The sequence below is a fragment of the Micromonospora salmantinae genome (assembly GCF_022230905.1).
GTDB lineage: Bacteria > Actinomycetota > Actinomycetes > Mycobacteriales > Micromonosporaceae > Micromonospora > Micromonospora salmantinae.
Genome location: NZ_JAKKFG010000018.1, coordinates 57,320 through 83,555 on the forward strand (window position 1 = coordinate 57,320; position 26,236 = coordinate 83,555).

At 69.9% G+C, this 26,236-nt stretch carries 25 protein-coding genes; 13 read left to right on the forward strand and 12 right to left on the reverse strand.

Annotated features, from left to right (window positions below):
* The first annotated feature begins 21 nt into the window (after positions 1 to 21).
* The 3 genes from PSH03_RS15680 to PSH03_RS15690 are packed head-to-tail and all read left to right on the forward strand — an operon-like array spanning position 22 to position 4,240.
* Entirely contained in the window at positions 22 to 2,442 is a 2,421-nt protein-coding gene (locus tag PSH03_RS15680; protein ID WP_238689561.1) for a family 43 glycosylhydrolase, read from the forward strand.
* Between the two features lie 26 nt (positions 2,443 to 2,468).
* A complete protein-coding gene (locus tag PSH03_RS15685; RefSeq protein WP_238689562.1) occupies positions 2,469 to 3,101 on the forward strand; it encodes a hypothetical protein in 633 nt (210 codons plus the stop codon).
* 59 nt (positions 3,102 to 3,160) lie between these two features.
* Positions 3,161 to 4,240, forward strand: coding sequence for a hypothetical protein (locus PSH03_RS15690; RefSeq protein ID WP_238689563.1), 1,080 nt, complete (start codon positions 3,161 to 3,163; stop codon positions 4,238 to 4,240).
* Positions 4,241 to 4,301: 61 nt separating this feature from the next.
* Here the strand turns inward: PSH03_RS15690 and PSH03_RS15695 are convergent, their stop codons facing one another.
* Positions 4,302 to 5,615 carry a hypothetical protein gene (locus PSH03_RS15695; protein WP_210781620.1) on the reverse strand — a complete coding sequence of 438 codons (1,314 nt, stop codon included), beginning with the start codon at positions 5,613 to 5,615 and terminating at the stop codon, positions 4,302 to 4,304.
* A 415-nt stretch (positions 5,616 to 6,030) separates the two neighbouring features.
* Here PSH03_RS15695 and PSH03_RS15700 point away from each other — a divergent pair, with 415 nt between their 5' ends.
* Entirely contained in the window at positions 6,031 to 7,581 is a 1,551-nt protein-coding gene (locus PSH03_RS15700; RefSeq protein ID WP_238689564.1) for a pectate lyase family protein, read from the forward strand.
* Positions 7,582 to 7,719: 138 nt separating this feature from the next.
* On the opposite strand, the gene PSH03_RS15705 is transcribed toward PSH03_RS15700, so the two are convergent.
* The 5 genes from PSH03_RS15705 to PSH03_RS15725 form a co-directional block, all read right to left on the reverse strand.
* On the reverse strand, positions 7,720 to 8,997 hold the full coding sequence (locus PSH03_RS15705; RefSeq protein ID WP_238689565.1) for a radical SAM protein: 1,278 nt from the start codon (positions 8,995 to 8,997) through the stop codon (positions 7,720 to 7,722).
* A 94-nt stretch (positions 8,998 to 9,091) separates the two neighbouring features.
* Entirely contained in the window at positions 9,092 to 9,496 is a 405-nt protein-coding gene (gene sodN / locus PSH03_RS15710; RefSeq protein WP_210781617.1) for a superoxide dismutase, Ni, read from the reverse strand.
* A 98-nt stretch (positions 9,497 to 9,594) separates the two neighbouring features.
* Positions 9,595 to 10,407 (reverse strand): inositol monophosphatase family protein, encoded by an 813-nt coding sequence (locus tag PSH03_RS15715; RefSeq protein ID WP_210781616.1) that lies wholly within the window; start codon positions 10,405 to 10,407, stop codon positions 9,595 to 9,597.
* Between the two features lie 70 nt (positions 10,408 to 10,477).
* Complete coding sequence (locus PSH03_RS15720) at positions 10,478 to 10,993, reverse strand: hypothetical protein (protein ID WP_238689566.1); 516 nt, start codon at positions 10,991 to 10,993, stop codon at positions 10,478 to 10,480.
* Between the two features lie 117 nt (positions 10,994 to 11,110).
* A complete protein-coding gene (locus PSH03_RS15725) occupies positions 11,111 to 11,557 on the reverse strand; it encodes an iron chaperone (protein WP_238689567.1) in 447 nt (148 codons plus the stop codon).
* 209 nt (positions 11,558 to 11,766) lie between these two features.
* Between PSH03_RS15725 and PSH03_RS15730 the strand changes: the two genes are divergently transcribed.
* From PSH03_RS15730 to PSH03_RS15740, 3 genes are all read left to right on the forward strand, one after another.
* Positions 11,767 to 12,528, forward strand: coding sequence for a GNAT family N-acetyltransferase (locus PSH03_RS15730; RefSeq protein WP_238689568.1), 762 nt, complete (start codon positions 11,767 to 11,769; stop codon positions 12,526 to 12,528).
* Between the two features lie 44 nt (positions 12,529 to 12,572).
* Positions 12,573 to 13,295, forward strand: coding sequence for a tetratricopeptide repeat protein (locus PSH03_RS15735; RefSeq protein WP_238689569.1), 723 nt, complete (start codon positions 12,573 to 12,575; stop codon positions 13,293 to 13,295).
* 119 nt (positions 13,296 to 13,414) lie between these two features.
* Positions 13,415 to 13,882 carry a hypothetical protein gene (locus PSH03_RS15740; protein ID WP_238689570.1) on the forward strand — a complete coding sequence of 156 codons (468 nt, stop codon included), beginning with the start codon at positions 13,415 to 13,417 and terminating at the stop codon, positions 13,880 to 13,882.
* A 95-nt stretch (positions 13,883 to 13,977) separates the two neighbouring features.
* On the opposite strand, the gene PSH03_RS15745 is transcribed toward PSH03_RS15740, so the two are convergent.
* From PSH03_RS15745 to PSH03_RS15755, 3 genes are read right to left on the reverse strand one after another with little or no spacing between them, the layout of a single operon-like run.
* Complete coding sequence (locus PSH03_RS15745; protein WP_210781610.1) at positions 13,978 to 14,679, reverse strand: NADPH-dependent F420 reductase; 702 nt, start codon at positions 14,677 to 14,679, stop codon at positions 13,978 to 13,980.
* A 27-nt stretch (positions 14,680 to 14,706) separates the two neighbouring features.
* Positions 14,707 to 15,735 carry an LLM class flavin-dependent oxidoreductase gene (locus PSH03_RS15750; protein WP_210781609.1) on the reverse strand — a complete coding sequence of 343 codons (1,029 nt, stop codon included), beginning with the start codon at positions 15,733 to 15,735 and terminating at the stop codon, positions 14,707 to 14,709.
* On the reverse strand, positions 15,728 to 16,777 hold the full coding sequence (locus PSH03_RS15755) for an LLM class flavin-dependent oxidoreductase (RefSeq protein WP_238689571.1): 1,050 nt from the start codon (positions 16,775 to 16,777) through the stop codon (positions 15,728 to 15,730). Before PSH03_RS15755 ends, PSH03_RS15750 begins: the two co-directional genes overlap by 8 nt.
* A gap of 109 nt (positions 16,778 to 16,886) precedes the next feature.
* Between PSH03_RS15755 and PSH03_RS15760 the strand changes: the two genes are divergently transcribed.
* The 4 genes from PSH03_RS15760 (at position 16,887) to PSH03_RS15775 (ending at position 21,348) form a co-directional block, all read left to right on the forward strand.
* Entirely contained in the window at positions 16,887 to 17,378 is a 492-nt protein-coding gene (locus PSH03_RS15760; RefSeq protein ID WP_210781607.1) for a MarR family winged helix-turn-helix transcriptional regulator, read from the forward strand.
* Between the two features lie 249 nt (positions 17,379 to 17,627).
* Positions 17,628 to 19,496: an ABC transporter ATP-binding protein gene (locus PSH03_RS15765; RefSeq protein ID WP_238689592.1), complete on the forward strand. Its 1,869-nt coding sequence runs from the start codon at positions 17,628 to 17,630 to the stop codon at positions 19,494 to 19,496.
* A gap of 53 nt (positions 19,497 to 19,549) precedes the next feature.
* Positions 19,550 to 20,689, forward strand: a complete 1,140-nt coding sequence (locus tag PSH03_RS15770; protein ID WP_238689572.1) for a sensor histidine kinase — start codon at positions 19,550 to 19,552, stop codon at positions 20,687 to 20,689.
* Complete coding sequence (locus tag PSH03_RS15775) at positions 20,686 to 21,348, forward strand: response regulator (protein ID WP_238689573.1); 663 nt, start codon at positions 20,686 to 20,688, stop codon at positions 21,346 to 21,348. The genes PSH03_RS15770 and PSH03_RS15775 overlap by 4 nt, the downstream gene beginning before the upstream one ends.
* Positions 21,349 to 21,447: 99 nt before the next feature.
* On the opposite strand, the gene PSH03_RS15780 is transcribed toward PSH03_RS15775, so the two are convergent.
* Positions 21,448 to 21,882 (reverse strand): DUF6223 family protein, encoded by a 435-nt coding sequence (locus tag PSH03_RS15780; protein WP_238689574.1) that lies wholly within the window; start codon positions 21,880 to 21,882, stop codon positions 21,448 to 21,450.
* 406 nt (positions 21,883 to 22,288) lie between these two features.
* On the opposite strand from PSH03_RS15780, the gene PSH03_RS15785 reads away from it, so the two are divergent.
* The gene (locus tag PSH03_RS15785) at positions 22,289 to 22,672 is read left to right on the forward strand and encodes a hypothetical protein (RefSeq protein WP_238689575.1); all 384 of its coding nucleotides are present in this window, start codon (positions 22,289 to 22,291) and stop codon (positions 22,670 to 22,672) included.
* A 58-nt stretch (positions 22,673 to 22,730) separates the two neighbouring features.
* Here PSH03_RS15785 and PSH03_RS15790 read toward each other — a convergent pair whose 3' ends face one another.
* A complete protein-coding gene (locus tag PSH03_RS15790; protein WP_238689576.1) occupies positions 22,731 to 23,219 on the reverse strand; it encodes a nitroreductase/quinone reductase family protein in 489 nt (162 codons plus the stop codon).
* A gap of 183 nt (positions 23,220 to 23,402) precedes the next feature.
* On the reverse strand, positions 23,403 to 24,158 hold the full coding sequence (locus tag PSH03_RS15795; RefSeq protein ID WP_238689577.1) for a hypothetical protein: 756 nt from the start codon (positions 24,156 to 24,158) through the stop codon (positions 23,403 to 23,405).
* A gap of 345 nt (positions 24,159 to 24,503) precedes the next feature.
* On the opposite strand from PSH03_RS15795, the gene argS reads away from it, so the two are divergent.
* The gene (argS, locus tag PSH03_RS15800) at positions 24,504 to 26,222 is read left to right on the forward strand and encodes an arginine--tRNA ligase (RefSeq protein ID WP_238689593.1); all 1,719 of its coding nucleotides are present in this window, start codon (positions 24,504 to 24,506) and stop codon (positions 26,220 to 26,222) included.
* Positions 26,223 to 26,236 lie beyond the last annotated feature (14 nt).

The following is a 26,236-nucleotide window of genomic DNA, read 5'->3' on the forward strand; positions in this document are numbered from 1 at the left end:
AGAGATGAAGGAGGATGTCTCGTGGAACAACGAATGCGACGGGCGACCCGAGGACGGGTCGCAGCGCTCGCGACGGTCGGCCTGATGCTGACCACGGGGTTCGTCGCCCCGGCGGCGCCGGTCCAGGCCGCCGACACGAACCTCGTCGTCAACGGCGGGTTCGAGGACGGCCTGACCAACTGGTTCGTCAACAACGGAAACGCCTCCGACGGCGCCCAGTTGTCGGCCACGTCGGACGCTCACTCCGGCGCGAGCGCGGCGCTCGTCACCAGCCGGACGACCACCGGGTCCGGCCCGATGCAGGACCTCAGCGGCAAGGTGCAGGCCGGCCAGGCCTACACCCTCACGGCCCGCATCAAGTACGAGAACGAGAGCGGACCGGCGACGAAGCAGTTCTTCGCCACCATGCACTACGGCGGCGGCACCTACACCAACCTCGTCAGTGTGACGGCGACGAAGGGCGTGTGGGCACAGTTCAACGGCACGTTCACGATCCCGACGACGCAGAGCGTGTCGACGGCGCGCCTGTTCTTCGAGACCCCCTGGACGAGCACGCCCTCCACCGACCCGGCTCTGCACCTGATGGACTTCAAGCTCGACGACGTGTCGGTGATCGGCGCCGCGCCGCCCGCGCCCGCGTCGAAGACCATCGAGGTCGTCGGCAAGCTGCCCGGGGAACACAACCCGTTGATCGGGCACAAGTTCGGCGCTGACGGTTTCGGCCTCGTGCACGACGGCCGGGTCTACATGTACATGACCAACGACACCCAGGGCTACGCCCCTAACCCGAGCACTGGCGTCTCGCCGGGGATCAACTACGGCGACATCAACCAGATCACGGTGATCTCCTCGGAGGACCTCGTCAACTGGACGGACCACGGTGAGATCCAGGTCGCCGGCCCCAACGGGGTGGCCCCGTTCACCGCCAACTCGTGGGCTCCGGGCATCACCAAGAAGGTGGTGAACGGAGTGGAGAAGTTCTTCCTCTACTACGCCAACGGTGGCGGCTCCAGCAACGTGATCACGGGTGCGTCGCCGCTCGGCCCGTGGACCAGCGAGCGCACCAGCACGCTGATCGACGGCCGTACCCCCGGGGCCGAGGCCGTCGCGTGGAAGTTCGACCCGGCCCCGTTCGTCGACGACGACGGCCAGCCGTACCTCTACTTCGGTGGTGGTCCCGCGTCGACGAGCATGCCGCCGGCCGAGCGCTTCAACAACCCGAAGAACATCCGGTCGATCGAACTCGGCGACGACATGGTCTCGACCGAGGGAACGGCCGCGGTGGTCGACGCCCCGGTCGCCTTCGAGGCGGGCCACGTCTTCAAGCGCCAGGGCAAGTACTACTTCTCGTACTCCTCGCACTTCGGCGGGAACGACTTCGGTGGCAGCCAGCAGCCGCTCCCCGGTTACCCCGGGGGTGGCCAGATCGGCTACATGATCTCCGACGGGCCGATGTCGTGGCCGAAGGAGACCTACGCCGGTGTGCTCTTCCCGAACCAGTCGCAGTTCTTCGGGGCCGGCACCGGTGGCAACAACCACCAGTCGGTGTTCGAGTTCGGGGGCAAGTACTACTTCACGTACCACGCCCCGACGCTGAACAAGCGCATCAACGGCAACACCACCCAGGGGTACCGCAGTCCGCACATCCAGGAGCTGACCTTCAACCCGGACGGCACCATCCAGCAGGTCGTCGGTACCTACGCCGGCGTGGACCAGGTCAGCGACTTCGACCCGTACCGCGTCTTCGAGGCCGAGACCTTCGGCTGGAGCAAGGGCGTCGCGACCACGAAGGTCGACGGCAGCTCCGCCCAGTTCGGTGGCGCGGCACCCAACCTCGTGGTCCGCGACATCGACGACGGAGACTGGACGGCCCTGTCCTCGGTGAACTTCGGGGACAACGGCGCGCAGAGCCTGACGGCGCGGGTGCGTGCGCTGGCCGCCGGCGGGCAGATCCAGGTACGGCTGGACGACGTCAACGGTCCCGTCGTCGGCACGGCCACGGTGGACAGCCCGGTCGGACAGTGGGCGGAGGTGGCCGCCGAGCTTGACGGCGTCACTGGCGTGCACGACGTCTACTTCACCTACACCGGCCCGGCCGGCGTCGACCTCTTCGAGATCGACAACTGGGCCTTCGCGGCGGCAAGCCTCGACCTGCCCGTCACACTCACCGCGTCCGCGCGGTGCGTGGGCGGCAAGGCGTACGTGGCCGTGCAGGCGCGCAACGACCACGACACGCCGGTGGGCATCACCCTCGAGACGCCGTACGGCGAGCGGTCGTTCACTGCCGTCGCGCCGGGCGCGAACGCCTACCAGTCCTTCAACACCCGTCAGGTGTCGGTGCCGGCGGGTTCGGCGACGGTCCGGGTGACCGGGGCGATCGGCGGACACGACGTGACGACCGTCCGCACCGTGCAACACCCCGCCGGCACCTGCGGCGGATAACCCCCAAGGCGGAGAACGGAGATCACATGAACACATACAAACGGCGGCAGACACTCGCGGCCGGCGTCGTCGGCGCCGTGCTGACCGGGGCGGCGGTGCTGCCGGCGCCCGCACTGGCCGAGCCCGGTGACGACGCCAGCGTGCGGGTCACCGTCGACATCGACGAGATCAGGGAACCGGGCGTGCTCGCCCTGTCGATCGCCGGCGACGCCGTCGCGCTGTCCGAGGACGGCTCGACCCTGCTGGTTCGCCAGTTCGTCGGCACGCTGCCGACGGTGACGGTGACCGACACCCGCGTCGCCGACGAGGTGCCCGACGGCGCCAACTGGGCGGTGCTCGGCAGCGCGACCGACTTCGCGGGCGCCGCCGGCCAGGCGTCGATCACCGCCGACCACTTCGGTTGGAAGCCGCGCCTGCTCGACGGCGGGGAGACCGGCCTGGTCACCGAGGGTGAGGAGGTGGTGACCAGCCTGGACGAGGAGACCCAGCCGGGCAACAATGTCGGCCTCGTCGACCAGGAGCTGTTGGTCTCGGCCTTCGACTCCGAGGCCGTCGTCAGCGACTCGTACTCGGTGAACGCCGACCTCTACCTGCGGACCCCCGCGGAGGTCGCCGCCGGCGAGTACAGCTCCACGCTCACGCTCTCACTGTTCGAGTAGTCGCCTGGGCGGGGGCCCGGATCGGGCCCCCGCCCAGCCCCGTGCCGAAGGGCCGTCTCATGACCGTCACCCCGCTGCGCCGCGCGTTCGTGGTCCTCGCCGTCGCGTCCCTCGCGGTTGCGCCCGCGCCGAGCGCGGCGGCGGCGGAACCGGACCCGAAGGCCCTGACCTGGACGGTCCAACCGGCCACCGCGACTGGGCCGGACCAACGCCGATGGATCAACGCCAGCCTCGACCCGGGGCAGGCGGTGACCGAACACCTGGCGGTACGGAACTTCAGCCGCACCGCCGTCGCCTTCTCCCTGAAGGCCGCCGACGGCTACCTCACCGACAAGGGTCGCTTCAACATGCTGTCGTCCGACCGTCCCTCCGTCGACGGCGGCACCTGGATCGACGTGCAGGAGAAGGTCACCGTCGGCCCCAACGAGACACGGGTGGTGCCGTTCACGATCACGGTGCCCCAGGGCGCCACACCGGGCGACCACCCGGCCGGCATCGCCGCGACAGTCACCAGCACCGGCGGCACGGTAAACGTCGAGAGCCGCGTCGGCTTCCGGGTGATGCTTCGGGTGAACGGCTCCGCGCAGGCCGCCCTGGCCGTCCGGGGCCTCGGCGCGACGTACTCCCCGTCGTGGAACCCCTTCGCCGGTGGCACGGTGCGGGTCCGCTACACGGTCGAGAACGACGGGAACGTCTGGGTCAGCGGAACGAGTCGGGTGGCGATGTCCGACCTCCTGGGCCGGAGCAGCCACGACGCCACCAGCGCCGTCGAGGAGTTGCTGCCCGGCGGCGCTCGGACGGTGGAGACCCGGGCCGACGGCGTCTGGGCCCTGGTGCGCCTCCGCACGACAGTCAGCACTTCGCCCACGTTGCTCGGCGACGGCCAGGCCGGGGTCGACCTCCGACCGGCCTCCGCGACCGTCACCACCTGGGTCGTACCGTGGGCGCAGCTCGCACTGTTGGGTCTGCTCGCCGGCCTGTTCCTGGGGCTGCGGGCGGCGGCCCGGCACCGGCGGCGTCGGCTGGCCGGGCTGCTGGCCCGCGCGAGGCAGGAGGGCCGGCAGGAGGGGCAGGAGTCCGTGCTCGTCGGGGGCGCGCCCGGTGCTGCCGAGTCCGACGCGGGCGACGCCCGCCGGTGACCTGTCGGCGCGAGCGAATCGCGCCGGCGGATCGTGGCGAGGCGTCGCCCGGTCCGCGGCCTCAGGGCTTGGACTGGCTCAGCAGCCAGCGCAGGATGCTGGCGTCCTCGTAGGTCGGTCCGAACGCCGCGTGGTAGTCCGGCAACGAGAACGCGGCGTCGGCGTACTCGGTGTAGCGCACCAGGTTGGCGGCCTGGTCCGGCGTCTTGCCCCGGTCGGCGTACGCCTGCCGCAGCACCGCCGTGGAGTTGCGCGCGCCCGAGACGTTGAGCAGGTGGTCGTGCTCGCCGTGCGTGATCCACACCGGCACCTCGGCCGCCGCGATGGCGGTGGCCTGGGTGGCGTTGACCGGGAAGCCACCGGTCACCAACCCGCCGGCGAACAGGTCGGGACGCTTGGCGAACGCCTCCCAGAGCAGCTGGGAGCCGTACGACACTGTGGTCGCGTACACCCGACCGGTGTCCACCGCGAACTGGCCGACGAACTGGTCGAGCAGCTTGACCAGCAGGTCCGCCTCGGCGACCCCACCGACGCGCTGGTGCTGGGGCGCCAGGACGATGGCGTCCTCGGCGGTGCCGGTCCACCGCGGTTGGAGCCACGCGGTCGCCGGGATGTCGGCGGCGAGTTGGACGCCGAGGTTGTCACCGTCCCAGCCCATGCCGTGACCGGGCAGGACGACCATCAGTGGGTATTTGCGGCCCGGCTGGTAGTTCTTCGGCAGGTGATAGTGGTACGGCAGCACCATTCCGCCACTCAGGAACGAGCCGTAGGTGAACTCGTCGACCAGTTGGTTGACCGGCTTCTCGGTGACGGGACGGGATTCGCGCGGGGTGGCCCGGGCGAGCACCGGCCCCTTGCCGGCCCCGCGGCCGGGCTGGCCGTGCACGTCCTTGCGTTGCACGACCCGGGTCGGCAGCTCGGGGTTGACCTTCACCGTGCAGAGGAAGGTCGGGCACTTGGAGACGATGACCGTCGAGCCGCCGGTGTCGGCGGGGTCGAGTTCGACGATGACGTACCGGCCCGGCGCCGATCGGTGGTCGGCACGGGTGCCCGGTGTTGCGTTGGTGTAGGTGTGGGTGACGGTCCGGTCGGCGAGCTTCGGCAGGTCCTCGATGGGGTTGAAGCGGAAGTTGTAGATGGTGTCCGTCACCGAGAACGTCGCGGTGTCGAGGGTGCGCGGGTTGACAGTGGCCCCGTACTCGATCGCCACCGCGGAGACCTTCTGGCCGTAGGTGTAGACGGTGGTGATCGGGGTGATGCTGCGGATTCCGTCGGTGGCGCCCCGGCTGTCGCTCGCGCTGCCGTACGCCGCGCCGGAGGCGCCGGCCAGGACGAGGGTGGCGGCGAGTGGGATCAGTCCTCTTCGCAGTCTCATGCGGGTCCTTTCTCGGGGGTGGTGCGCTCAGTCAGCGATCCCGCACGGGGAGCGGCAGTGGGACGGGCCGGAGCGAGCCGGTCGCTAAACTGATTTAGCAGAGCATCGATGGCCGGCCCGGCGGTGTCAATACCGAGCACTGCAACAAACCTGCAAGCGCCAGCTATTGCCTTCAGGGAAACCGCTTTCCTACGATTGCGTTACATCGATGTTTCATATGACGGTCGGGCGAGCGATGGCACCGGGCGCACTCCGCTCGCACGACACAACCCTGCTTCTACCAGGGCACGAGAGACCTCGATGAAATCTTCGCGATTGACTGTCGCCAATTTCTGAATGACGTCCGTCGGCGGGTGTGGTCGCGATGTCCATCGAGTTGAAGCCTGGAACGAGACGAATGCGAAGGTGAGGCGACATGAGACGACCAGTCGTGCTGCGACGCCAGGCGGTGCTGGCGGCGGTGGCCGTGGTGATCGCGGTCGGGGTGGCACTACCGACCCCGCAGGCCTCGGCGGCGGTCGGCAGCGCCACCGGCTACGCCACCCAGAACGGCGGGACCACCGGAGGCGCGGGCGGGCAGACGGTGCGGGCCACCACGGGCACGGCGATTCACGCCGCGCTGTGCGGTCGGACCAGCAGCAGCACCCCGATCACCATCGAGGTGACCGGGACGATCAATCACGGCAACACCAGCAAGGTGTCGGGGTCGAGCTGCAACACCGCCGCGGGCGTGATCGAGCTCAAGCAGATCAGCAACGTCACCATCATCGGGGTCGGCAGCGCCGTCTTCGACCAGCTCGGCATCCACATCCGCGACTCCAGCAACATCATCATCCAGAACGTGACAGTGCGGAACGTCAAGAAGTCGGGCTCGCCCACCTCCAACGGCGGGGACGCCATCGGCATGGAGAGCACGGTCCGCAACGTCTGGGTCGATCACGTCACCCTGGAGGCCTCGGGCGGAGAGTCCGAGGGGTACGACGGCCTCTTCGACATGAAGGACAACACCCAGTACGTGACGCTGTCCTACAGCGTCCTGCGCAACTCCGGTCGTGGCGGCCTCGTCGGGTCCAGCGAGAGCGACCTGTCGAACGGCTTCATCACGTACCACCACAACCTCTACGAGAACATCGACTCCCGCACGCCGCTGCTGCGCGGCGGGGTCGCCCACATCTACAACAACCACTACGTGAGCCTGCACGAGTCCGGGATCAACTCCCGGGCGGGGGCCAGGGCCAAGGTGGAGAACAACTACTTCCGCGACTCCAAGGACGTCCTGGGCACCTTCTACACCAACGAGCGCGGCTACTGGCAGGTCGCCGGCAACGTCTTCGACAACGTGACCTGGTCCAGCGCCGGCAGCGAGAACTACCCGGCCGGCCCCAACCCGACCTCCAACACCACTGTCAGCATCCCGTATTCGTACAGCCTCGACGGGGCGAGCTGTGTGCCGGACATCGTCCGTCAGACGGTCGGTGCCAACACGGGCCTGAAGGTGTCCAACGGCAGTTGCGCGCCGCAGACCCCGCCGCCCACCACCCCGCCGCCGACCACGCCTCCGCCCACCACCCCGCCGCCGACCACGCCTCCGCCCACCGGCGGGACCAACCTCAGCCTCGGCGCCGGCGCCGACGGCTCCAGCAAGGCCAGCGGGACCAGCTACGGCAACGTGCGCGACGGCATCCTGAGCACCTACTGGTCGCCGGCCGGGTCGACCGGCACGATCTCGATCAAGTGGGGCTCCGCGACCCGGGTGTCCCGGGTGGTGATCCGCGAGCCGTCCGGCACCCAGGGCTCCATCGGGTCCTGGCAGCTGATCAACAACGACAACGGAGCCGTCCTGGCCTCCGGTAGCGGGGCGGGTTCGATCACCTTCTCGGCCACCGCGATGAGCAAGATCAACTTCAAGATCAACAGCTCCAGCGGTACGCCACGGGTCGGTGAGTTCGAGACGTACGCCAGTTAGGGCCTGGCTTGGCCGCCCGCTGTCAATCGCCGTCGGCGGGGCGGATGCGGTGCTAAGCGGTATACCTCAGAGGTATGAATATGCCTCTGAGGTATACCGCTCCTCGGCGGATCGACATCGGCCAGCCGAGCGCGTCCGTCACGAATCAGTGGACGGCAGCGTGTCCATGAAGGAGCTGACCGAGAAGACCGCTCGCCCGGGCCCGGCGGGGCCGTAGCCGGGCGGGCTGGACAGGCCATGGGCGTCCATGGTCGCCCGGTAGGCCTCCAGCAGACGGACGTGGTATTCGAGCGGCGCGCCCTGCGGGTTCGTCCGCCCCAGCGGCGTGGTGGGCTCCGGGCACCAGGTGGTGAACCGGGGCGTGATCCCCCGGGACATGAAGTAGTCAAGCCCCTCGGTGGTGGAAGCGATCGCCTCGTCGATGCTCGTGAAGCCGTGCGGGGCGGCCATCTCGACGCCCGCCACGAAGTTCGGGATCACGTTGCGCGGGCCGAACACCTCGGCGGAGTCGAGGATGCGCCGGTGCCACTCCTCCCGACCGACGTACCGCTCCTTGCCCGGGCAGTACAACTCGAACAGCCGCTTGTCCCACACCTCGTAGTTGGGGTGGTAGATGCGGATACCGTAGTCGTGGAACCGCTGCACATCGGCTCGGGGCAGCGCCTGGGCCACTACCTTGCCGATCCACCGTCCCGGAAACCGCTCCTCGATCGCCTGCGCGTACTGCCCGTAGAAGTCGGCCTCGGCCAGCCCGTTGACCTGCGAGGTGATGCTGCCACCGGTCAGCGTGTACGCCTGCGACGCGCGGTCGACGTCGTGCCGATCGATGATCTCCAGGGCCTCGAGGACCTCGTCGACGGGCTTGACCCCGGTGTAGGGCCGGCCGGCCTGCTTGTGCTGCCGCCAGTTGTGGTTGATGTCGCAGTACTGGCACTCCTCCTTGGCGCCGAAGTACTGGCAGACCCGGAACGCGGTGAGGTAGATGAGATAGCCCCACTGGATCGTCGGGGCGACCTCCATCACCGACTTGCCGTTGGCGAGCGTGTGGCGGTAGTACGCCGGCATGGGGGGCAGCCCCACATCGGCGATCGGCCGTCCGTCCAGGAACAGGCGCAGTCGACCGTCGCTGTCGGTGCTGACGCGGTACGGCGAGCTGGGGTTGGTGCGGACCGACACGACGGTGCGACGCAGGTCGTACGGACCCCCGGTGAGCACGATCTCCTCCGGTGGTCGGCGCAGCGCGGCCGTCCCCAACTCCGGCAGCGTCCGGTGATCGAAGGAGAAGATGAAGTACGACTTCGGCTTGACGTCGCCGTGCTCGTTGTCGGTCAGCGCCGCGTCGTCGAAGGCGAGGCCGCCCCGCAGCAGGTCCTCCTTGAGGACCGCCTCCCGTGGCACGTGTGGAAAACGGCTCATCAAGTCTTCGACGAGGTCGGTTCGCGACTCCATGCGGTTCCTCCCGAACGTGGTACGCCGCACCGGGTGGCTCGCGCCACCCGGTGCCGGTTGATCAGCCCTGCTTGGTCTCCCAGAAGATCTTCGAGATCTCCTCGATCTTCCCGAGGAGCTGCTCGGCGACCGCCGGGTCCGCGGCGCCCTTCGCGCCGCCGGCACCCGCCAGCTTCGTCGCCTCGTTGAAGAGGCCGTGCAGCTGGGGGTACTTCTCGAAGTGCGGCTGCTTGAAGTAGTCGGTCCACAGCACCCAGAGGTGGTGCTTCACCAGCTCGGCGCGCTGCTCCTTGATGAGCAACGCGCGGGTGCGAAACTCCGGGTCGTCGCTGGCCTGGTACTTCTCGGAGATCGCCTTGATCGACTCGGCCTCGATGCGGGCCTGCGCCGGGTCGTAGACGCCACAGGGGAGGTCGCAGTGCGCGCTCGCGACCGTACCCGGGCGGAGAAGGCGGGACAGGTTCATCGGAATCCCTTCGACGGTAGTGCTCAGCTGACGTACGCAGGGCACGGCGGCCCTGACGTGATCATCTAGGGACGCTAGAACCTCAACCGCACTTCATGTCAAGGCCGGGTCGATCGCGAACCCTGTTTCCGGACGAGCGTCAGCAGGGCGGCGTGCGTCCGCTCGTCCGCGGCCACGACGAGACCGTCCCCACCGGTGTGCAGCGGCTGACCGTCGAGCCCGGTGACCACGCAGCCGGCCGCCTCGCAGAGCGCGATTCCGGCCGCGAAGTGGACGCTGTTCCGCAGGTCGTGGCGGTCCGTCAGATAGGCGGCGCGGCGACCGGCGGCGACCCAGGCCACGGCGAGGCTGGTGGAGACCACCCGGGGCCGGAACTGTTCGAGGAAGCCCTCGTCGGTGAGCATGCGGGCGGCCAGGAAGACGTCCCGGTTGGGAAAGGGCGGGTCGAGATTGAGGTCGACAAGCGTCGACTCGGCCGACGGGACGAGTCGCTCGTCCGTCCCCGCGCCCCGGACGTACGCGGCGGTGCCGTCGGTCCAGAACACCTCGGCGGCGAACGGGTCCGCCGAGGCCGCCACTGTGACGTCCGACCCGACCCGCAGGGCGACGTTGACCGAGGCCAGCATGGTCCGCGCGGCAAAGTTCAACGTTCCGCACAGCGGGTCGACCAGCCAGGTGCGCCCGTTGTCGCCGGTACCCGTGCGCCCGCTCTCCTCGGCGACCACGGCGTCCTCCGGCCGCGCCGCGCGCAGGACGTCGATGATGGCCCGCTCGGCCTCGACGTCGGCGGCGGTGGCGAAGTCACCGCCGGTCTTCATGACGCGCGTCAGTGCTGAGCCGTACCGGGAGCGGACGACTGCGGCTCCAGCTTCCGCCGCCTCGATGGCCAACGCCTGGTCTGTGATCGACATGCCCGAACCATAGGAGCCGTGGGCAATGTCGATGACAGCCCCGCACCCGGGCCGCGGGTAACCGGGCAGGTCAGTCCGACAGTTCGATGATCGGTAGTTGACTGACGACCGCCGTCATGATCATGGGAGCGTCGCCGTCACACTGGTTGACCGAGACCGCGACCCACCGACCCCCGGTCACCGTCGGCCCCCAGACGGTCAGGTCGCCGTAGCAGTCCAGGTCACAGAGCGACTGGAACAGCGCCGGCATGGGTTCACCGGCCTGATCCCGGAACAGCGGCACCCGCATGGAGACCGAGCGGTGCCCGCCCCACCTCTGGTCCAACTCCGCCACGACGAGGGCCAGGTTCGCCTCGGCGGCCTCTTCGGCCTGGTTCCACTCGGCACCGTACACACCCGTCAGGGCGTCGCTCTCCCAGAGCGGAACGATCCGAAAGCCCTCGCCTCGGCTGCCCGTCCACTCACCGGTGACCGGGTCCCCCTCGCTGACCGGCGTCCCGTCCGTGGGCAGGTCCGCGGCGAGCAGCGACTCGATGTCGGACACCGTCCGACCGGTGTCGAACACCTCGCCGGCCCGGCCGGTCATCGGGGGACTCGTCGTACCGCTGGCGGCCCATACCGCATCGTCCGCACCACCTGTCTCCGTCGGCTCCGGCCGTCGATCATCGCACCGTGAGCGAGCCAGCGAGGGGGCGGGCGTCGGTCAGGAGACCGCCGTCCGCACCAGTTCGCTGATCTTCTTCTCCACGGCCGGGCTCCACTGCTGCAACGCGTACGCCACCGGCCAGAGATCCCCGTCGTCGAGGTTGGCCGAGTCCTGGAAGCCCACAGTCGAGTACCGGTAGTTGAACTTGCCGGAGTCCTGGAAGAAGACGACGATCTTGCCGTCCTCGTTCGCGTAGGCGGGCATCCCGTACCAGGTCTTCGGCATCAGGCTCGGGGCGGCGGCGGTCACCGTCACGTGCACCCGCTCGGCGAGCGCGCGGTCCTCCGGTTCCATCTGCGCGATCCGGTCGAGGACCGCTTGCAGCCCGTCCGCCTTCTTGGCGCCCTTCTTGCCCTCGGCGCGCAGCTCGTCGGCGCGCTCCTTCATCGCGGCCCGCTCCTCGGGGCTGAAGCCGTCGGACACGGTAGTGGTCTTCGCGGACATTCTCGGGCTCCCTCTCGTCGTCCAGGTCGGCATGCTGCCGTTCACCTGGGGAAAGGCTAGGCCGCCCGAAGTTCCCGGGGCTTCTCGATTCCTGATCGGTTCGAAGCCGTTCCGCAGGTGGCGGTCATCGTGCCCGTGATTTGCTGGTCAGCGTGATCGGTGGCTAGGTTGTCGACCGAAGCAGAACGACCGGTCTAGGGAGTCCCACCATGAACATCACCGCCGATCGGATGGCGGCGGCGTACTTCGACGCCTTCGAGACGCTGTGCAGGGTGACTCCGAAGGGCGGGTACGCCGAGCGGGGCACTGCCCGCGCGGGGGTGACGCAGGCCGGCGTCGCGACGCTCAACGCTGCCTACGACAGGTCCACCGAGCCCGACCTCGGGTCGCTCGACGAGATGGCGACCGAGGTCGGCAGGCAGGCCGCGCAGTGGTCGATCATCGTTCGGGGCGAGGCGGACGACCAGGTCGCTGACCTCGCGGCCCGGCACGGCCTCCTCGAACGCAGTGAGCTGCCCCTGCTGGCCTGCGCGTCGGACGACCTCACCTTCCGTGCCGGCTCGGCGGAGCGCCCCTCGGTGCGTCAGGTAGGCGCCGCCGACAACGACCTCTACACCGGCGCCCTCACCCGGAGCTTCGAGGTTCCCGAGGGCCTCTTCGGATCGCTGATGGGTGGTGCGGTGCTCGACGCCGACTCCATCACCGGCTACCTGGCCGAGGAGTCCGGCCAGCCCGTCGGCACCGGGCTCGGGATGCTGACCTCCGGGGTGGTCGGCGTGTTCAACATCGCGGTCGTTCCGTCCGCCCGGGGTCGTGGCCTGGGCCGGGTGATCACCGAAACGGTTCTGCGGGACGGCATCGCGGCCGGCGCGGACGCTGCCTACCTGCACACCAGCGTGATGGGTAGGCCGCTCTACGAGTCGATGGGCTTCACGCTCGTGGAGACCTGGACCATGTTCCACGCGCGGTGACGGACGATGTCGACCGGGCGGTGTCAGGTATGGGGGAGAGGGTCATGACCTTCAGCGAGAGCGTGCGCTCGGCGTTTCGCCGAGGCGAGACCGACGCCGTGGTGCGGATGAGCGAGGCCGAAATCGAGCGGGCCCAGGCGGCCGGTGACCTGGCGGGCGAGGTGGAGGCCCGGTACAGCCTCGCCCGGGTCGCCATTCGCGGCGGTGACCTGACGGGCGGAGAGGCGCGGGCCCGGGAGGCTCTCGCGGTGGCGCTGCGCTCCGGCGACCGGGCCCTGGAGGAACGACCGAGGCACGTGCTGGCCGGCGTCGCGAGGATGTCCGGTGACCTGCTCCGCGCTCGGGACCTGTACCGGGAGAGCATCGCGCTCAACGAGGCGCTCGGCCAACCCAAGACGGTCAACTCCGAATATCACAACCTCGCGTTCTGCGAGCTGGGGCTGGGCAACCTGGACGTGGCCCGAACGCTGTTCGCCGAGAACCGCCAGCGGGTGTTCCACAACGGTTGGACTGACTTCGTGCCGTACGTCTGCGTTGCCGGCGCCGCGCTCGCGACCGCCGAGGGGAACCACTCCCGCGCGGCGCGGATGATCGGTGTCGCGGACGCCGCGTTCGCGGCGCTCGGCCAGGTGCCGGACCCGGACGACGCGGCGGACCTCGCCCGGATGCGCGCCGCCGCGACCGGGGCGCTCGGCCCGACCGACTTCGACGAGCAGTACGCCGTTGGCCAGCACCTCGAACCGCGGGCGGCGTTCGGCGTCGCCTGACCCAAAGAGACTGTCGCCTCCCCGTTCGACAGCGGTCCTCCCGCGTTCGGGACGGGTCCGTACCGTTCCGAACACCCTGATGTCTTGTTGGCAGTGAATGGCGATGATTGGTTCGCCTCATGTCAGTCAAGAGAGCAACGCGCCCAGCTTTCATCGTGGCCCTGGCGGCCCTCTTCGTCCTGCTCGCCGGCGCGCCGGCGGCGGCGACCATCGCGACGCCGGCCGGCTGGCCGCCCGACGTCGTGGACTGCGTCGACGCACCGGCCCCCTCCGCCGGCTCGTCGTCGCCGGCCCAAGCCTGCTTCCGGGCCTACGGTGACCAGATCTGGGTCTACGACCGCGACACGCCCTACGCGGCCATCGGGATCTGGGAGAACCAGCTCTACTACGGCGGAACCTGGCACAACTACCGCAGCGGCGACTGCCAGAGCCTCGAAGGCGAGGGTGAATGGGGAGTGTGCAACTACGACTTCTACGAGGACGGCACGACTCACCGCTACAACGATCAGGGCAGCCGCGTGCGGTTCCGGGCGTGTGGCGCCTGGGGCTGCTCGGGATGGTCGCCCTGGTGGCGTAACAACAACTAGTGCCGGAGGGCGATGACGATGATCGGGGCGGAGGGCCGCCTTCCGGATCCCTCCGACCCGATCGTCTCTGACCCCTGAGCGGCCGCAGGCGATGTCTACGACGCCGTGCGGGCAGCGGTGATGGTCCGTCCCCGCTCCGACTCTCCGAAGCGGTCGAGCATGGCGCGTACCTCGTCGGCGCTCACGTTGGCGCCGAACAACTCGCTGCCCGGTTCGAGCCGTACCCCCTCGGCCAGCGGGCCGGCCACGATCGGATCGAAGCCGAGCGCGTCCACCAGGGCCGCGATCTCGGTGAGGTCGGCGTTGTCGTCGCCGGCGATCGCGATGGCCTTGCGGCCGGTCGCCCCTGCCGGCCGGGCCTCGTCCTCCAGGTCGTGATAGCCCATGTGGTTGAACGCCTTCACGACGCGTGAGCCGGACAGGAACGCCTGGACGGTCTCGCTCGACGAGGTACGCGGGTTGGTGAGGTCGTCGCGGATACCGTCGATCTCCCACCAGTAGTTCATGGCATCGACGACGAGCTTGCCGCGCAGCGCCTCGGCGGGAACGCTGCGGTACTTGCCCAGGGGCAGGGCGAGGATGACGACGTCGGCGTCGGCCGCCGCGTCGACCGCCGTGGTGGCCTCGGCCCCCGGGGCGAGGACCTCGACGGTGAGGGCGATCTTCGTCGGGTCGCCGGAGCCGGCCACCCGTACCCGGTAGCCGGCGGCGACGGCGAGCCGGGCGAGCACCGTGCCCACCTTGCCGGCGCCGAGGATGCCGAGGGTCGCAGGCCGGCTCCGGTCGTTGTCGTTCATGTCGTCCTCTCGCTCGGGAAGTGCTGTTCAGGCCAGCAGTTCGCGGACCATGGGGATCACCTTCGAGCCGTAGAGTTCCACGGCGCGCATCCGGGCGCTGGCCGGTTGCGCTCCGGCCGAGTAGATGAGGTCGAACCGGCCGACACCGAGGCTGCGGATCGCACGGGCCATCCGGCGGGCCACCGTCTCCGGTGAGCCGATGTAGAGGGAGCCGTTCTCCACCTCGGAGTCGAACTCCTGACGGCGGATCGGGGGCCAGCCCCGCAGTTTGCCGATCCGGTCTCGCATGATCCGATAGTGCGGCCAGTAGATCTCCTTGGCCTGCTCGTCGGTGTCGGCGATGAAGCCCGGCGAGTGCATGCCGACCGGGTGCGCGGTCGTACCGAGCTGGTCGGCGGCCCGGCGGTACAGGTCGATGTAGGGCGCGAAGCGCTCGGGGGCCCCGCCGATGATGGCGAGCATGAGTGGCAGCCCGTACCGGGCGGTGCGGACGACCGACTGCGGCGAGCCACCCACGCCGACCCAGGTGTCCAGGTGACCCGATTCGGTCTTCGGGAACACGTCGGCGTTCTCCAGTGGGGCACGCAGGGTGCCGCTCCAGGTGACCGGCTTCTCGTCCAGCAACTTGACGAACAGTTCGATCTTCTCCTCGAACAGCGTGTCGTAGTCGCGCAGGTCGTAACCGAAGAGCGGGAACGACTCGGTGAACGAGCCGCGACCGAGGATGACCTCGGCTCGACCGTTCGACAGCGCGTCCACTGTGGCGAAGCGCTGGAACACCCGTACCGGGTCGTCCGAACTCAGCACGGTCACGCCGGAGGCCAACCGGATCCGCGAGGTGCGGGTGGCGATTCCGGCCAGCACCGTCTCCGGTGTGGAGACCGAGTACTCCGGCCGGTGGTGCTCGCCCAGCGCGATGACGTCGACCCCGAGTTGGTCGGCGAGGACTGCCTCGTCGACGACCTGCCGGATCGCCGCCGCGTGGGAGACGAGTTTGCCGGCGTCGTCCTGCGGTATGTCGCCGAACGTGTCCAGGCCGAACAGCAGATCAGACATGGTTGGGCTCCTTAGCCAGCAGCTCCCGGACCCGTGGCGCGACCTCACTGCCCAGCAGTTGGATGGTGCGCGCGCGTGCCTCGCGGGGCAGGTGCATGATGTCGTACTTCAGGTCGAAGCGGCTCAGTCGCAGGTCCCGAGCGACAGTGGCGATCTTCTGCGCCACTGTCTCGGGTGAACCGACGAAGAGCGCGCCGTGGTCGATTTCGGCCTCGTAGCGCGCGCGGTCCGGTTTGTAGAAGCCGCGTTCGGCGGCCAGGGCCGCCACGACCGGCTGCCAGTATCGCCACCACGTCTCCACCGCCTCCTCGTCGGTGTCTGCGACAAGGCCGAGTGAGTGCTGCCCGATTGGCTGCAGGGTATGCCCGAATTGTTCGAGCGCCCTGGTGTAGAGGTCGACGTGGCCGGCGAAGCGCTGGGGGCGCCCGCCGATGATCGCGAGCATGAGCGGAAGTCCGTGCCGGGCGGCGCGGATGACCGAGTTCGGGCTTCCCCCGACACCGATCCAGGTCGGGATGCCGCCCGGCTGCATCAGTGGGTGCAGCCGCTGCCCGGTCAGTGGGCTTCGTACAGTGCCGGACCAGGTGACCGGTTCGTCCTGCTGAAGTCGCAGGAAGAGGTCCAGCTTCTCCTCGAACAACCGCTCGTAGTCGGCCAGGTCGTACCCGAACAGCGGAAACGACTCGGTCGCGGATGCGCGCCCGAGGACGATCTGGGCGCGGCCGTCGGAGACGGCGTCGAGGGTGGAGAACTCGTGGTAGAGCCGTACCGGGTCGTTGGTGCTGAGCACTGTGACCGAGGTGCCGAGGCGAATTCGCTCGGTGGCCGTCGCGACCGCGGCCAGCAGCACCGGTGTCGCCGAGTCGTTGTGGCCCTCGCGGTAGTGCTCGCCGACGCTGAACACGTCGAGTCCGGCCGACTCGGCGAGCCGTGCCTCGTCCACGAGTAGCCGTACGGTCTCGGCGTCGCTCAGGACCCGGTCGCCGTCGGTGGCCACCTCCCCGAACGAGTTGAGCCCCAGCTCGAAGTCTGCAGCTGTCATGGTCTCCTCCTCGGTGCAATCCGCCGACGGCCTGCGGAAGCGGACCTACCGGTTGACGTGTCAATGATGCTAACTTGGCGATTGACGCGTCAATTCCCGGGAGGGTGAGATGACGGAGACCACACCCGGCCGGCGGGGCGGACGCCAGCTCCCGACCGCCGACGAACTGCGGATCTGGCGGAACTTCATCGAGACGACGGCGGCGCTCGGCTCCCGGCTCGAGTCCCGCCTACAGGGCGACTCCTCGCTCTCGAGCGGGGACTACGCGGTGCTCCTCGCTCTCAGCGAGGCGGAGGGCGAGGCGATGCGGTCGTCCGAACTCGCCTCGCACATCGGGTGGGAGCGGAGCCGGCTCTCCCACCATCTCGGGCGGATGGAGCGGCGCGGCCTCATCCGCCGCCAGGAGTGCGCCACGGTTCCCCGCGGTGCGGAGGTGCTGCTCACGACGGCCGGCGCCGAGGCGTTCAGGGGAGCCACCTTTCCCCACCTGCGCGCCATCCGGGAGCTCTTCGTCGACGCCCTCACGCCGGAGCAGATCGTCGCTGCGGGCGAGATCGCCACGGCGCTGAAAGCACGCCTCGACGATCCGCGTACGCAGTGACGCGCTGCCACGCTTTCCCGGCACCATCGCATCCGTAGCGGCGAGTGTTCGGGCGATTGCCGAGAGCTATGTTCGGGTGGTCCAATCCTCCAGAAAGCCGCCACTCCGCCAGCCCGGCGGGGAATGGCGACGGCTGCGCCGCCCGGAGGTACGTCCATGAGCGAGACCGCCACCGCAGAGGCCCACCGCTTCAATCCCGGCAAGCCCCACAGTGGGCGCACGGAGTCGGTGCTGCCGGAGTTGCGGGAGATGTGGTGGGAGACGGGGGTGCGGGCGCGCGCGGAGGCCGGCGTCTTCGCCGTCTTCGCGGAGCTGCCCAGGCTCGTCTGGACAGCCGTCGGGATCAGTTGGCGCGCGGACCGGCTCCGTACCGGTGTGGTGGCCGCGGCCACTGTCGGCGCGGGGGTGATGGCCGCCTTCGGCCTGTTGGCCACCCAGCGGGTGTTGGTGGAACTGTTCGCCGGCGGACCGACCGCGGACAAGGTGCGGGCGGCGCTGCCCGCGCTGGCCGTGCTGGCGGCGACGGTCGCGCTCCGCGCCGGGATGGGCATCGCCACCGGGTACGCGCAGAACGGCTTGACGCCTCGGGTGAGTCGTGAGGTGGAGCGGGGCCTGTTCGAGGTGTCCACAGCGGTCCGGTTGGAGGCGTTCGACGCCGACGCGTTCGCCGATGACATGGAACGCGCCTCCCGAGGCACCGAATCGACGATCGGGCTGGTGCAGGCGTCGATGAACCTGCTCGCCGGGCTGGCCGGGCTGCTCGCCGTGGCGGCCGCCGTCGTCATCATCCATCCGCTGCTGTTGCTGGCGCTGCTGGTCGCCACGGTGCCCAACGCGTGGGCGTCGTTGCGGGCCGGGCATCTGCGCTACCAGACGTACAACGCCGGGTCGGTGCGCCGACGTCGACTGTGGCTGCTGCACAAGCTGATGGCCGAACGTGCCTCGGCCCCGGAGTTGCGCTCCTACGGGCTGCGCCGGTTCCTGCTCGACCAGTACGACAGGGTGATGCAGGTGGAGACCGACATCCAACTCGCCCTCGCCCGGCGGGTCACCACTACCACCACTGTCGGAGCCATTGTCGGCGGTCTGGCGACCGGCACCGTCTACGCCCTGCTCGGCCTGCTGCTCCTCGACGGGCAGATCCCGCTCGCCGCCGCGGCGACCTGCGTCATCGCCGTGCAGTCCGCGCAGCGGTCCCTGGCCGTCGCCACCTTCCAGGTCGACCACGTCTACACCGAGGGGCAGCACTTCGGCGACTACACCGGTTTCATGACCCGCGCTGACGCCTACCTACCGACCAGCACCGGACCCGTTGCCGAGGCCGCTCCTGATCGGCTGCGGGAGTTGACAGTCAACGAGGTGAGCCTGCGTTACCCCGATCGGGACGACTCCGCAGTCGACGGCGTCACGTTGACGATCACCGCCGGGCAGACTGTCGCGTTCGTCGGGGAGAACGGCTCGGGCAAGACGACCCTCGCCGCGATGATCGCCGGCCTTCGCGCCCCCACCGAGGGCAGCATCGAGTGGAACGGCCGCCCGTTGTCGGACTGGAACGTCGGCGGGCTGCGTGCCCGGATCGCGGTGGTGACGCAGGAATACCACAAGTGGCCGTTCACCGCGGCCACGAACATCGCCATCGGCGACGTCGACAGCGAGGCCCAGCAGGATCGCATCGAGGCCGCCGCCGGCCGCGCCGTCGCCCACGACATGATCAACGAACTTCCGCACGGGTACGAGACACTGCTCGACCGGACCTTCGCGCGAGGCCAGGACCTCTCCGGTGGGCAGTGGCAGCGCATCACCGCGGCTCGCGGGTTTCTGCGCGACGCCGAACTGCTGATCATGGATGAGCCGTCCTCGGCGCTCGACCCCCGCGCCGAGGACGCCCTGTTCCAGACCATCCGGGACCGGCGAGGTCGCGCCACCACGATCCTCATCACGCACCGGCTCGCCAACGTCCGGCACGCCGACCGGATCTTCGTCCTGCACCACGGCCGGCTCGTCGAGGCCGGCACACACGCCGACCTCGTCGCCACCGGCGGCCGGTACGCCGAACTGTTCGCCCTCCAGGCCGCCGGCTACGACGCGAACCTGGCCGAGGGCAACCAGCACACCTGAACGGTCCAGTCGGACCTTCTCCCGCTGGATCGCGGGAGGCTAGGCTTCGGTCCATGTCGGGGTGGCGGGGCCGGACGGCGGACGTGGCCCTGGTGCCCGCCGTGGGTCTGGTCGCTGTCATGGGCCTGGTGGTCCAGTCGCGCGGCATCGACACCGCCGCCGAATGGGCGGCGCTGCTGGCGGTGCTGCTCTCGACCGGCGCGCTGTACGTCCGCCGGCGTCACCCGGTGCCGGTGGGCGTCGTGGCGCTGGCTGCCATCGGCGCGTACGGGGCGTTGCTGCACCGGCCCGGCCCGATCATGTTGGTCTTCGTCGTGGCGCTCTACACAGTTGTCGACGAGGGGTACCTCGCGGTCGCCGTCGGGCTCGGTCTCGCCTCGGTGGTCGCCTTCGCCGTGGCGGACAGCTACAACCGGTCCCCGAACACCATGAACGGGGCGACGCTGCTGCACACCGGTTGGCTCGTCGCGGTCATCGTCGGCGTGACCCGCAACCGCCGCGCCTACCTCGCCGAGGCACAGGCCCGAGCTGTCGTCGCCGAGCAGCGGATGGAGGAGGAGGCCCGGCGACGGGCCACCGAGGAGCGGCTGCGCATTGCCCGGGAGTTGCACGACGTGCTCGGCCACCACCTGTCGTTGATCAACGTGCAGGCCAGCGCGGCGTTGCACCGACCCGACCCGGTCCGGTCCGAGCAGGCCCTCACCGCGATCAAACAGACCAGCAAGGAGACGTTGAGTGAGTTGCGCGCGACGCTGGGGGCGCTGCGGCAGGAAGCTGGGCCGGCGGTCGTGCCGGCACCCGGCCTGCATCGCCTCGGCGATCTGATCAGGACGGCCGCCCGGCCGGAGTTGGAGATCCGCACCGAGCTGGCCGAGACGCGGTCGCTACCGCCGGAGGTCGATCTGGCGGTGTATCGGATCGTCCAGGAGGCGCTCACCAACGTGGCGCGTCACGCGCGTGCCACCACCGCTGTGGTCCGGGTCCGGCCCGATCACGACGACGTGCTCGTGGAGGTCGACGACGACGGCATCGCCCAGCCGGGTTCGCCGGGCAGCGGGATCCTCGGAATGCGGGAGCGGGCGCGGGCACTCGGCGGTTCGTTGACCACCGGCGCACAGCCGGACGGAGGCTTCCGGGTCTGTGCCCGTCTGCCGATGCGAGCCGACCCGGCACCGGTGGGGGAGCAGGCGTGATCCGGCTACTCCTCGTCGACGACCAGACCCTCGTACGGGCCGGCTTCCGGTCCATTCTCGACGGTGAGGACGGTCTCGAGGTGGTCGGCGAGGCTGCCGATGGATTCGAGGCGGTGCGGCTGGCCCGGCAACTGCGACCCGATGTCGTCCTCATGGACATCCGGATGCCCGGGCTCGACGGCCTGGCCGCCACTGGTGAGATCGTCGCCAGCTCCGACGCTCGCGTCATCATTCTGACCACCTTCGACCTGGACGATTACGTCTACGACGCGCTGCGGGCCGGTGCCAGCGGATTCCTGGTCAAGGACACCGAGCCAGCGGAGTTGATCCACGGGGTGCGGGTGGTGGCCCGGGGTGACGCGCTTATCGCACCGTCGATCACCCGGCGGTTGATCGCCGAGTTCGCGGCCCGGGCCAAGCATCCCGACCCCGGGCCGCGACTGAGCGTGCTCACCGAGCGGGAGCGTGAAGTGCTGACGCTGGTCGCCGCCGGCCTCTCCAACGACGAGATAGCGGCGCGGTTGGTGCTGAGCCCGGCGACCGCCAAGACGCATGTCAGCCGGATCATGACCAAGGCCCATGCCCGGGACCGAGCCCAGTTGGTGATCCTCGCCTACGAGTCCGGTCTGACAGTGCCTGGTTGGCTCGCTCGCTCCTGACCACCACCGTCGACTGGTCGGCCGGAACGACCGCCGGCGGGGCAGCCTTCGGATGGAACGAGATCAGCCAGGCGGGCCCCACGCCGGAACCGGCCGCGGTCAGCCCGCCAGGCGGCCGGTGCGGCGCGCGCGAAGAAGGGCCAGCCCGCCGAGCACCACGCCGGCCAGTCCGACCGCCAGCGCCACATATGCGCCGCCTCGCCCGTTGCCCGTGCCGATGCCACTGTCGGAGGTGGTCACCACCAGCCCGCCGAGCGCCATGCCGATCAGCCCTGTCGCCAGGGCCAGGACGGCTCCGCGGCTTCCCGAGCCGGTGCCGAGTCGACTGGCGGGGCGGGCCAGGGCCAGTCCTCCGATGATGGCGCCGACCAGCCCCAGCAGGGCGGCCGCACTGGCGCCGAGACGTCCGGAACTCATGGAGAGAGCAGCGGCGGCGGTTGGCTGGGCCGCGACGTGCGCCGCTGCCGGTGCGGCTAGCTCGATCCCTCCGAGCGGGGCGGCTACGGCGGTGGCAAGCAGGTGACGAACGGACATCGTGGATCTCCTCGGTCTCGTGACGGGTACGGGTGGCAGCCTAGGAAGCAAACCGCTGGTGAGTCGTCATGCCGGAGTTGCCGATGGGCCTACCACCCGGGATGTACGCCCTCGGGACGTCGTACCGCCGCAGTTGTCTCCAGGCCGCCGTCAGGCACCTGTTATTTACGCGCGTGCTGGCCATGAACACGTCCTTGACCTGCGGTTTTGTCGGATCCGAGCAGTGGCGTTCGGGGCCTGGGAGTGGTACGACTGATACCCGGACCAGGTGGTGCGGGGTCAGTAGGAGGTGGCGGATGCGTCTCACGAGCACCACGCCTCAGCGGCGGCCCTTGCGCCGGACGGCTACGGCGGTCCCGCCCGAGTGCGGGCCAGGAGCAGCGTCGTCGGTGCCGACGGACCCACGATGACGGGCCCGGACAACGCGGAGGAGTTGGCGGCCGCCTACGCCCGCGGTCTCGACGCGGGCCGGATCGAGCAACGTCTACAGGGGCACGATGAGCACCTGCGCAGGATCAACGGTTCGATCGACTCGATGACGCAGGCGCTCCGGTCTCTCACCGAGGAACTCCGCGGCAACGTCACCCTGTTCAGCGCCGACGTGACAGCGGGCCGCCGTGACGCCAGTGAGCGGGACAGGATCGCCGCGGTGCGGGTGGAGGAGGCGGGCATCGTCGAGTCCCAGCGGACGGTCCGGTGGACGGCTTGGCAGCGCTGGTTCGCCGTCGTCGGCGCGATCGTCCTGGTGGTGAACTTCGGCCTGGGTCTCTACCTCGCGTTCGGCAGTTGAGCCCGCGTGGCAGCCGGGTAACCAGACGGAGCCGATGGTGCGGAAGCCGCGAGTTGCGTCATTGCACCGGGGCGTCGCTATCCGATCTGGGCTCCAGCATCACCACTGTGGTTTCCGACGATCGCCGTGCGGCGTGGGCGTCGAAGTTCTTGTCGGCCTCGCGCCAGCGTGGCCACAGGCGCGACCGCTCGTCGTCGGTGGCGGCGCGACCGCGCACCAGCCGCCGCCCGTCGACCAGATCGACTGACGCGTCCGGGTGCGCCTGGAGGTTGAGCCACCAGGCGGGAGCGCCCTCGCCCCACCCGTTCATCGCCACCCCGACCAGGTTCGGGCCATCCTCGAAGTACGCGAGAATGACGCTGCGCTGCTGGCCGGTGCGGCGTCCGGTCGTGGTCAGCCGCAGGGTGCCCCAGCGGGTCTCGCGGGGTCGCCACAGCCCGACCCGGCTGCCGGAGACCCGGTACAGGCCCCGGTGCACCGACCAGGCCAGCCGGATGAACCACCGTGGCGGGAGCCACGGCGCCTTTGTTCCCTGAGCGTCCGACATGACGACCTCCTCCACCGACCAACGCTGATGGTCCGGGTGGCTGGTTTCTGCGGGCGCACCCCGCCACTGTGGACCGTGATCCCCAAGTCTCCCGGCGCGACCGCGACTCGCGTCCAGGTGTCCATGATTCGACCGAGGATGGAACCGATCGGTGGAGCCCCGCGCCGGTGGCGGGTGGGTGGATCACCCCTGCCAGGCGTCGATGGCGCGGACGCCGTCGCGGACGACCCGGTCCAGGATGGCGGGGTTGCCGCTGGTGCCCTCCCACCCCTGGTCGTCGAAGACCGTCACCGTGCTGTCGACGCGGGCCACAGCGATCTGGCTGGACGCGGTGCCGCCGGTGCGTTCGCCGTTCAGGCTCGTCTCGGGCCACGTCCGGGTCAGCAGCACCGCCTCGTCGCCGACCCCGGGCAGCGCCTGACTCTTGACGGTGACGCGGTTTCCGGACTGGTCGTAGGAGGGGCACGCCTGCACGCCGGTGCGGAGCCGGCCCAGGTAACCCGAGGCGCCGTCGCCGTCGAAGGTGAAGATGGTCTGGTGGATCATCCCCTGGGGCACGTTGCTGGCGGGCTCGCCGGCCTTCTGGTAGGTGACTGTCATCGCGGCGCTCGCGGTGACCTGCCGGCCGCCGGTGCCGAACTCGTTGCCGCACAGCTTTGGCAGTGCCTCCTCGACGGGCGTCGTCCGTCGCGGAGACTTCCGCAGCTCGGCGGGCAACTCGACGAAGGCCGAGGTCGGGATGGTCACCGGGGTGCTCGCGCTCGGCGATGGCGGATCTGTCGGGGGCGCTGACGCCGACGCGGTGGCCGGTGCGGTGGTCGCCGGGGCAGAGCCGGGCGGATCCTCGGTGGCGGTGCAGGCAGCGGCCAGTGCGACGGTGCCGAGCAGCGCGAGCGCGCGTCGCGTACGGGCCATCGGCAGTGCTGTGTATCGGCTCATCATCACCCCTCGTCTGTCCCGAGGAAGTTCCCTGCCCCGAGTCGACCGAAACGACCACGTGACGCCTCGGGCATCGGCCGGACCACGGAATTTCTGTGTCGTCGGGTCGGCCGGGCCGCTAGGCTGCCCCGCATGACCAGCGTGATCGCTCAGTGCACCGGACTGTCGTGTGACGTCCAGGTCGGTGCGGGGCGACGCCGGCGATCCGTCGCCCGCCCGCGCTGACCTGTTTCCTGCGACCGGCGGATCGAGCCGCCGGTCGTTCGCTGGTCGTCCTCGGTCCGCCCGTATCTCCCCGTCAACGGCTCGCGTGGCAGCGTGGGTCCGAGCGAGATCGGCGTACTGATGGATCTTGAAAAGTTGTTGTCCGACCGGCTGGCACCGGCGTTCGCGGCGGTGGCCGGCAGCCCGGTCGACCCGCTGGTGCGGCGGTCTCCACGTGCGGACTTCCAGTCCGACGCGGCGCTGGCGCTGGCCCGGCGGCTCGGCCGCCCGCCGCGCGACATCGCCGCGGCGGTGCTGGCGCACGCGGTGCTCGACGACGTCGGCGTGTTGGCGGAGGTCTCCGGGCCTGGCTTCCTCAATCTGACGGTTGCCGACCGGGCCCTGGCCGACCTGGTATCCGGGCTGGCCGGTGACGCCCGGCTCGGCGTGCCGCCGACGGCGACGCCGCAGACCGTGGTGGTCGACTACTCGGCGCCCAACGTGGCGAAGGAGATGCACGTCGGGCACCTCCGCTCCACTGTCATCGGTGATGCTGCGGTGCGGCTGCTGGACTGGCTCGGGCACCGGGTGGTGCGGGTCAACCACCTGGGTGACTGGGGGACACCGTTCGGCATGCTGATCGAGCACCTGATCGACCTCGGTGAGGCCGAAGCCGCGCAGAACCTGTCGATGGGGGACCTGGACACCTTCTACCGGGCGGCCCGGGTGAAGTTCGACGCCGACGAGGCGTTCCAGGAACGGTCGCGGCTGCGGGTGGTCGCGTTGCAGGGCGGTGACGAGCGGACCCGCCGGTTGTGGCGGCTGCTGGTGACGCAGTCCGAGCGGTACTTCCTGACCGTGTACGACCTGCTCGACGTGACGTTGTCCGGTGCCGACTTTCGGGGCGAGAGCGCCTACAACGACCTGCTCGCGGACGTCGTCGACGACCTGGACCAGCTGGGGCTGCTGCTGCCCAGCGGTGGGGCCGAGTGCGTCTTTCCGCCCGGGTTCACCGGCCGGGACGGCGAGCCGTTGCCGCTGATCGTGCGCAAGAGCGACGGTGGGTACGGCTATCCGGCCACCGACCTGGCCGCGCTGCGGCAGCGCGTCGGCGAACTCGGCGCCACCCGGCTGCTGTACGTCGTCGGCCTACCGCAGCGGCAGCACTTCGCGATGGTGTTCGCCGTCGCCGAGGCGGCCGGCTGGCTCTGCCCGCCGGCCCGGGCCGAGCACCTGGGCTTCGGGTCCATCCTCGGCACCGACGGGCGGATGCTGCGCAGCCGGGCCGGTGAGTCGGTGAAGCTGGTCGGGCTGTTGGAGGAGGCGGTCGCCCGTGCCACCGACCTGGCCCGGAGCAGGAACCCGGATCTGGACGCCGGGACCGCCGACGAGATCGGCCGCGCGGTGGGCATCGGCGCCATCAAGTACGCCGACCTGTCCGTCGACCGGACCAAGGACTACGTCCTGGACTGGGAGCGGATGTTGGCGCTGGACGGCAACACCGCGCCCTACCTGCAGTACGCGTACGCGCGGATCCGGTCAGTGCTGCGGCGGGCCGGGACCGCCGTGCGGCCGGACGCCCTCATCGTGGTGGCGCAGCCGGCGGAGCGGGCGCTCGCGGTCGAGCTGCTCGGCTTCGCCGGGGTGGTCGGCGAGCTGGAGCGGAGTCTCGAGTTCCATCAGCTCGCCGGTTACCTGCACCGACTCGCGACAGCGTTCAACGCGTTCTACGAGCGCTGCCCGGTGTTGCGTGCCACGGACCAGCTGCGGGAGAGCCGGCTGCTGCTGGCCGAGCTGACCGCCCGGACCCTGCGGCAGGGGCTGCACCTGCTGGGCATCCGCACAGTGGAGCGGATGTGACGAGCCGGCCTTCC

Bases quoted from the DNA above. Each gene is read 5' to 3' on its own strand.
- PSH03_RS15685 (WP_238689562.1), top strand. From the start codon at position 2,469: ATGAACACATACAAACGGCGGCAGACACTCGCGGCCGGCGTCGTCGGC.
- PSH03_RS15730 (WP_238689568.1), top strand. From the start codon at position 11,767: ATGAACATCACCGCCGATCGGATGGCGGCGGCGTACTTCGACGCCTTC.
- PSH03_RS15780 (WP_238689574.1), bottom strand. From the start codon at position 21,882: ATGTCCGTTCGTCACCTGCTTGCCACCGCCGTAGCCGCCCCGCTCGGA.
- PSH03_RS15745 (WP_210781610.1), bottom strand. From the start codon at position 14,679: ATGAACGACAACGACCGGAGCCGGCCTGCGACCCTCGGCATCCTCGGC.
- sodN (WP_210781617.1), bottom strand. From the start codon at position 9,496: ATGAACCTGTCCCGCCTTCTCCGCCCGGGTACGGTCGCGAGCGCGCAC.
- PSH03_RS15700 (WP_238689564.1), top strand. From the start codon at position 6,031: ATGAGACGACCAGTCGTGCTGCGACGCCAGGCGGTGCTGGCGGCGGTG.
- PSH03_RS15695 (WP_210781620.1), bottom strand. From the start codon at position 5,615: ATGAGACTGCGAAGAGGACTGATCCCACTCGCCGCCACCCTCGTCCTG.
- PSH03_RS15735 (WP_238689569.1), top strand. From the start codon at position 12,573: ATGACCTTCAGCGAGAGCGTGCGCTCGGCGTTTCGCCGAGGCGAGACC.
- PSH03_RS15760 (WP_210781607.1), top strand. From the start codon at position 16,887: ATGACGGAGACCACACCCGGCCGGCGGGGCGGACGCCAGCTCCCGACC.
- PSH03_RS15785 (WP_238689575.1), top strand. From the start codon at position 22,289: ATGACGGGCCCGGACAACGCGGAGGAGTTGGCGGCCGCCTACGCCCGC.
- PSH03_RS15725 (WP_238689567.1), bottom strand. From the start codon at position 11,557: ATGTCCGCGAAGACCACTACCGTGTCCGACGGCTTCAGCCCCGAGGAG.
- PSH03_RS15790 (WP_238689576.1), bottom strand. From the start codon at position 23,219: ATGTCGGACGCTCAGGGAACAAAGGCGCCGTGGCTCCCGCCACGGTGG.
- PSH03_RS15750 (WP_210781609.1), bottom strand. From the start codon at position 15,735: ATGTCTGATCTGCTGTTCGGCCTGGACACGTTCGGCGACATACCGCAG.
- PSH03_RS15705 (WP_238689565.1), bottom strand. From the start codon at position 8,997: ATGAGCCGTTTTCCACACGTGCCACGGGAGGCGGTCCTCAAGGAGGAC.
- argS (WP_238689593.1), top strand. From the start codon at position 24,504: ATGGATCTTGAAAAGTTGTTGTCCGACCGGCTGGCACCGGCGTTCGCG.
- PSH03_RS15715 (WP_210781616.1), bottom strand. From the start codon at position 10,407: ATGTCGATCACAGACCAGGCGTTGGCCATCGAGGCGGCGGAAGCTGGA.
- PSH03_RS15765 (WP_238689592.1), top strand. From the start codon at position 17,628: ATGTGGTGGGAGACGGGGGTGCGGGCGCGCGCGGAGGCCGGCGTCTTC.
- PSH03_RS15795 (WP_238689577.1), bottom strand. From the start codon at position 24,158: ATGAGCCGATACACAGCACTGCCGATGGCCCGTACGCGACGCGCGCTC.
- PSH03_RS15770 (WP_238689572.1), top strand. From the start codon at position 19,550: ATGTCGGGGTGGCGGGGCCGGACGGCGGACGTGGCCCTGGTGCCCGCC.
- PSH03_RS15740 (WP_238689570.1), top strand. From the start codon at position 13,415: ATGTCAGTCAAGAGAGCAACGCGCCCAGCTTTCATCGTGGCCCTGGCG.
- PSH03_RS15755 (WP_238689571.1), bottom strand. From the start codon at position 16,777: ATGACAGCTGCAGACTTCGAGCTGGGGCTCAACTCGTTCGGGGAGGTG.
- PSH03_RS15690 (WP_238689563.1), top strand. From the start codon at position 3,161: ATGACCGTCACCCCGCTGCGCCGCGCGTTCGTGGTCCTCGCCGTCGCG.
- PSH03_RS15720 (WP_238689566.1), bottom strand. From the start codon at position 10,993: ATGACCGGCCGGGCCGGCGAGGTGTTCGACACCGGTCGGACGGTGTCC.